Annotated in this window: 4 protein-coding genes; all 4 read right to left on the reverse strand. The window is 54.3% G+C overall.

From position 1 onward, the window contains the following. Positions 1-92: 92 nt before the first annotated feature. Entirely contained in the window at positions 93-953 is an 861-nt protein-coding gene (locus tag OGX94_RS19235) for a broad-spectrum class A beta-lactamase TEM-1 (RefSeq protein WP_000027057.1), read from the reverse strand. An 820-nt stretch (positions 954-1773) separates the two neighbouring features. Continuing rightward, a complete protein-coding gene (locus tag OGX94_RS19240; protein WP_000971921.1) occupies positions 1774-3144 on the reverse strand; it encodes an IS1182-like element ISCfr1 family transposase in 1371 nt (456 codons plus the stop codon). Between the two features lie 114 nt (positions 3145-3258). Further along, positions 3259-4395, reverse strand: coding sequence for a protein NO VEIN domain-containing protein (locus tag OGX94_RS19245; RefSeq protein ID WP_000080861.1), 1137 nt, complete (start codon positions 4393-4395; stop codon positions 3259-3261). 50 nt (positions 4396-4445) lie between these two features. Next, a complete protein-coding gene (locus OGX94_RS19250; protein ID WP_000248278.1) occupies positions 4446-4673 on the reverse strand; it encodes a hypothetical protein in 228 nt (75 codons plus the stop codon). Positions 4674-4841 lie beyond the last annotated feature (168 nt).

Genomic DNA, 4841 nt, shown 5'->3' on the forward strand with positions numbered 1-4841 from the left:
TTATCAAAAAGGATCTTCACCTAGATCCTTTTAAATTAAAAATGAAGTTTTAAATCAATCTAAAGTATATATGAGTAAACTTGGTCTGACAGTTACCAATGCTTAATCAGTGAGGCACCTATCTCAGCGATCTGTCTATTTCGTTCATCCATAGTTGCCTGACTCCCCGTCGTGTAGATAACTACGATACGGGAGGGCTTACCATCTGGCCCCAGTGCTGCAATGATACCGCGAGACCCACGCTCACCGGCTCCAGATTTATCAGCAATAAACCAGCCAGCCGGAAGGGCCGAGCGCAGAAGTGGTCCTGCAACTTTATCCGCCTCCATCCAGTCTATTAATTGTTGCCGGGAAGCTAGAGTAAGTAGTTCGCCAGTTAATAGTTTGCGCAACGTTGTTGCCATTGCTGCAGGCATCGTGGTGTCACGCTCGTCGTTTGGTATGGCTTCATTCAGCTCCGGTTCCCAACGATCAAGGCGAGTTACATGATCCCCCATGTTGTGCAAAAAAGCGGTTAGCTCCTTCGGTCCTCCGATCGTTGTCAGAAGTAAGTTGGCAGCAGTGTTATCACTCATGGTTATGGCAGCACTGCATAATTCTCTTACTGTCATGCCATCCGTAAGATGCTTTTCTGTGACTGGTGAGTACTCAACCAAGTCATTCTGAGAATAGTGTATGCGGCGACCGAGTTGCTCTTGCCCGGCGTCAACACGGGATAATACCGCACCACATAGCAGAACTTTAAAAGTGCTCATCATTGGAAAACGTTCTTCGGGGCGAAAACTCTCAAGGATCTTACCGCTGTTGAGATCCAGTTCGATGTAACCCACTCGTGCACCCAACTGATCTTCAGCATCTTTTACTTTCACCAGCGTTTCTGGGTGAGCAAAAACAGGAAGGCAAAATGCCGCAAAAAAGGGAATAAGGGCGACACGAAAATGTTGAATACTCATACTCTTCCTTTTTCAATATTATTGAAGCATTTACCAGGGTTATTGTCTCATGAGCGGATACATATTTGAATGTATTTAGAAAAATAAACAAATAGGGGTTCCGCGCACATTTCCCCGAAAAGTGCCACCTGACGTCTAAGAAACCATTATTATCATGACATTAACCTATAAAAATAGGCGTATCACGAGGCCTGTGGGAGGAAAATAAAGTGTCATCCTAACTACAGGACCCTGCAACGTAGCAATTCCTGCAAAAATCCATTTAAAACAATGACTTATTTCAATTCTGCCATCTGCAAGCGTTTTGTGGGGATGGAGGCCGGAATCATTAAAGTATCATCCTAATTTTCGCTCAACCTTGGAAAATGCTGAGAATCGTAAAAATAAAGTTTCATCCTTTCCGCTACTAGTTCAAGGCTTTCTTCCGGCCGCCGGCAACAACGCTGCTTGGCTGAGGCGATCCACTTGCGCTACCGCTCACTGATCAGATCGAACTTGAACTCGACGAGCAGCCAACCATCAGGCCGAGCGTGATCGCCAAAAAAAACGGATCATGCGAAATCCTTCGTTGAGTTTGGCGCGGGTTTTAGCAAATCAGCTGGCCCGCGATCCGGTTGAGAGTGATCCGAAGCGGTCCTTGACGACCGGCACAAATCGGCCGATTCTGTTGAAAAAGTAGCTTTAGCGGCAGCCTGCCGATCAGGTGTGCCTGCTGTCGAAGTGGCTGCAAGCCACTTCAAGTTGCCTTCCGGCGTTTCACTGAGCGTCCTTGCTCAGGTTTAAGGGTTAATTTGAGGGTTTCTGCTCGTAGCAGGCATACCTATCCCGTCAGCGGTGGCCCTTGAGGCAAAAGCTTGGCCATGCGGCGCAGGTTCTGCACCATCGCAGCCAAGGTGAATTCGTCAGTGGCACCCGTTAGGCCACGCAGTCGTAAACGGTCGAGTTTCATGATCCGTTTGAGGTGGGCGAAAAGCATCTCCACCTTCTTTCGTTCGCAGCGAGAGACGAGGTACTCCGGTGTCTTGGCGATGCGTCGAGCCACGTCGCGGGCAGCCTCATGGATGCTGCGGACGATCTTCCGATTCGGCGTGTTGGGGCAGCATTTCGCTTTCAACGGGCAGGTGGCGCAGTCGGTTTGGCTGGAGCGGTAAATGACGGTTTTGGCCTTAGTTACCCGCGACCTTTGCTGGGTGAAGGCGCGCCATTCACTGCGTAGCGGTTTGCCGGCTGGGCAGCGATATTCATTGGCGTCCTGACTCCAGTGAAAGTCGTTACTGGAGAGGCTGTCGTCCTTGCGCTCGGTCTTGTCCCACACCGGCACATGCGGTTCGATGTCCTTTTCTTCGACCATCCAGGCCAGCATCGGGGCGGTGCCATAAGCGGTATCGCCGATAAGGCGTTCCGGTGTGAGATCGAACTGCGCCTCGACACGCTCGACCATCGTCCTAGTCGAATCGACTTCGGCGGTACGGTGCGCCGGGGTAGCTTCCACGTCCATGATCACACCGTGCTCAGTGTCGATCAGGTAATTCGTGGAGTAGGCAAAAAAGGCCGGGCCACCTGGCGCTGCTGTCCAACGGGACTGAGGATCAGTGAGCGAAATTTTCTTGGGAAGAGCCTCAGCCAGCGCCTCTTCATCAAGGGCTTCGAGGTACTCGCGCACTGCGCGGCTGCTGAGCTTTGGATCGTTCCAATCGACCTCATCTCCCGCCACCCCACGTTGCCGGCTGGCATCCGCCTTAATGATGCTGGCGTCGACGGCGAAACCTTCACCCTTGACTAGGCCGGCTGCCATGCAGCGCCGCAGCACCTCATTGAATAACCAGCGGAATAGATCGCTGTCACGAAAACGCCCATGGCGATTCTTCGAGAAGGTCGAGTGATTGGGGACTTCGTCTTCCAGACCCAACCGGCAGAACCAGCGATAGGCCAGGTTCAGGTGCACCTCTTCGCACAATCGCCGCTCGGAACGAATGCCATAGCAGTAGCCGACGACCAGCATGCGCACCATCAACTCCGGGTCAATCGAGGGACGCCCGATGGGGCTATAGAAATCTGCCAGGTAGGCACGTAGATCACTGAGATCCAAGCACTGGTCGATGCTGCGCAGGAGATGTTGGGCCGGGACGTGATCTTCCAGATTGAACGAGTAGAACAGGCGCTGCTGTCCTCCCGGTAACTGTCCCATCATGCTGTTCGCCCCCACGCTCGCTGACAAAGCAATTTTGCCAACGGCATGGGGAGGCCGCTACTTTTTCAACAGAATCGGCCGCACACAGCCATTCGGCTCAACAGAACCCTGCCTTTACCCCACCAAACTCCGGAAACTCGCCCGGTAGTCCGTCGGCTTGAGATGCACATGTTGGCTGAGGTCGCCGGGTAGCGTGAACAGGCGCGGACCGTCCCGAAACTGGAACACGCGATACAGATGGAATTGATCGCCCGCCTCCTTGGAGAATTCGAGTTCGTTGTGGCTGACCAAGAAAGACGAGCCTACCCCGCCATTGGTGGTTTTCACCTCGATGAAGCGCTCATGGGCGTCCTCTTCGAACGACAGGATGTCGAACCCCGCACCGTCTCCCTGGGTGTCGGACACCCAATCCAGCCGCTGAAAAAGCTCTGGGTGGCCGAGCTCGGTCAGGCGTTGCTGTTCGTAGCCAATCACCCACTGCTCCCCTGCCCGGCCCAGCTTGCGGTTGGCTTCATCGCGAGCGGCATAATCGAACTTTCGCGGTAGGCGTTGCCGTAGAGATGCCGGGGTACGCACAAGCACTTCACGGGCGGGTGGTTCTACCAAAGCCGCTCGGTAGGTTTTGTCACCCGGAAGTTTTACCTCCTCCAGGGCATCGACAAGAGCGCCGACCGTCTGCTGATGTTCCAGAACGTAGGCGTGTACGGATTTACGCAGCAGCAGTTGGCTGTTGCCGCGTGGCTTGTAGCCGTTGATATAGGGCAGGCCCAGGGCATCGAGTACGGCGCTAATGTTCTGGTGCTTGAGCTCGACTGAAGACTTGCTGCGACCGTTCAGCAGTTGGCGCAGTGCCTGGTTGTGCTCGGACTTGTGGTACGGCTCCCCAGCCGCCTCGGCACGCAGCATGTCGAAATAGTCTTCGACCGTGGCCAGGACCTCTTCTTCGGACCAGTCTTCGCCGATGCGAATGATGCGAAACCCGAGCCGCGTCAGCGCCGGAACGACGGTCGTCTCGCCACCGGAGAAGCTGTCAGCAGTGAGCGGGCCCTGCTCGGGAAATTGCTTGCCGAAGGCCACACCGGCGATGGCCTTGGAATCGCAATCGGTGCCGGTCTTCGGATCACGTACCAGGAAGTCGCGGGACTTGCCGTAGCCGTGGCGCGCCAGGAATTTCGTGCGGCCCAGTTGCACGAACTCATCGATGGCAGCCTGCACGGCGGCGGGGCTTCGAAGCTGGGAGAGTTGAGACACAGGGTCCTTCCTTACTGTCATGGTGTGCCGGGAACCGCCGAGCCACGAGATTATGAGTAGCCCCTGAACAGAAACGTCACGATAAAAGCCGTGAACGCCACCAGGCCCATTAAATCCCTTGCGTATTTGCAGCCCGTGCTGTCCAAACCTGTACCAGGTCCGATCAACACGCTCCAACCATTGAGGTACGAAAACACCGCCTGACCGAACAAAAAATGCGTGATAGCCGCCGCAGCCATGACGCCGGAATCGTCAGACAGGCTGTAGCTGTTGACCATTGCCCTGTACGCCTGCATCTGAAATGGCTATTGCCCTGATGGGAGCCGGCTTTTCAGCCACCGACACCAGCGATGCCGTCAATATTCTTGGCACTGTTGCAAAGTTAGCGATGAGGCAGCCTTTTGTCTTATTCAAAGGCCTTACATTTCAAAAACTCTGCTTACCAG

The organism is Citrobacter sp. Cpo037, from assembly GCF_030332945.1.
Lineage (GTDB): Bacteria > Pseudomonadota > Gammaproteobacteria > Enterobacterales > Enterobacteriaceae > Citrobacter > Citrobacter portucalensis.

Coding starts and splice junctions, on each gene's coding strand:
- OGX94_RS19250 (WP_000248278.1), bottom strand. CDS start 4,673: ATGGTCAACAGCTACAGCCTGTCTGACGATTCCGGCGTCATGGCTGCG.
- OGX94_RS19235 (WP_000027057.1), bottom strand. CDS start 953: ATGAGTATTCAACATTTTCGTGTCGCCCTTATTCCCTTTTTTGCGGCA.
- OGX94_RS19240 (WP_000971921.1), bottom strand. CDS start 3,144: ATGATGGGACAGTTACCGGGAGGACAGCAGCGCCTGTTCTACTCGTTC.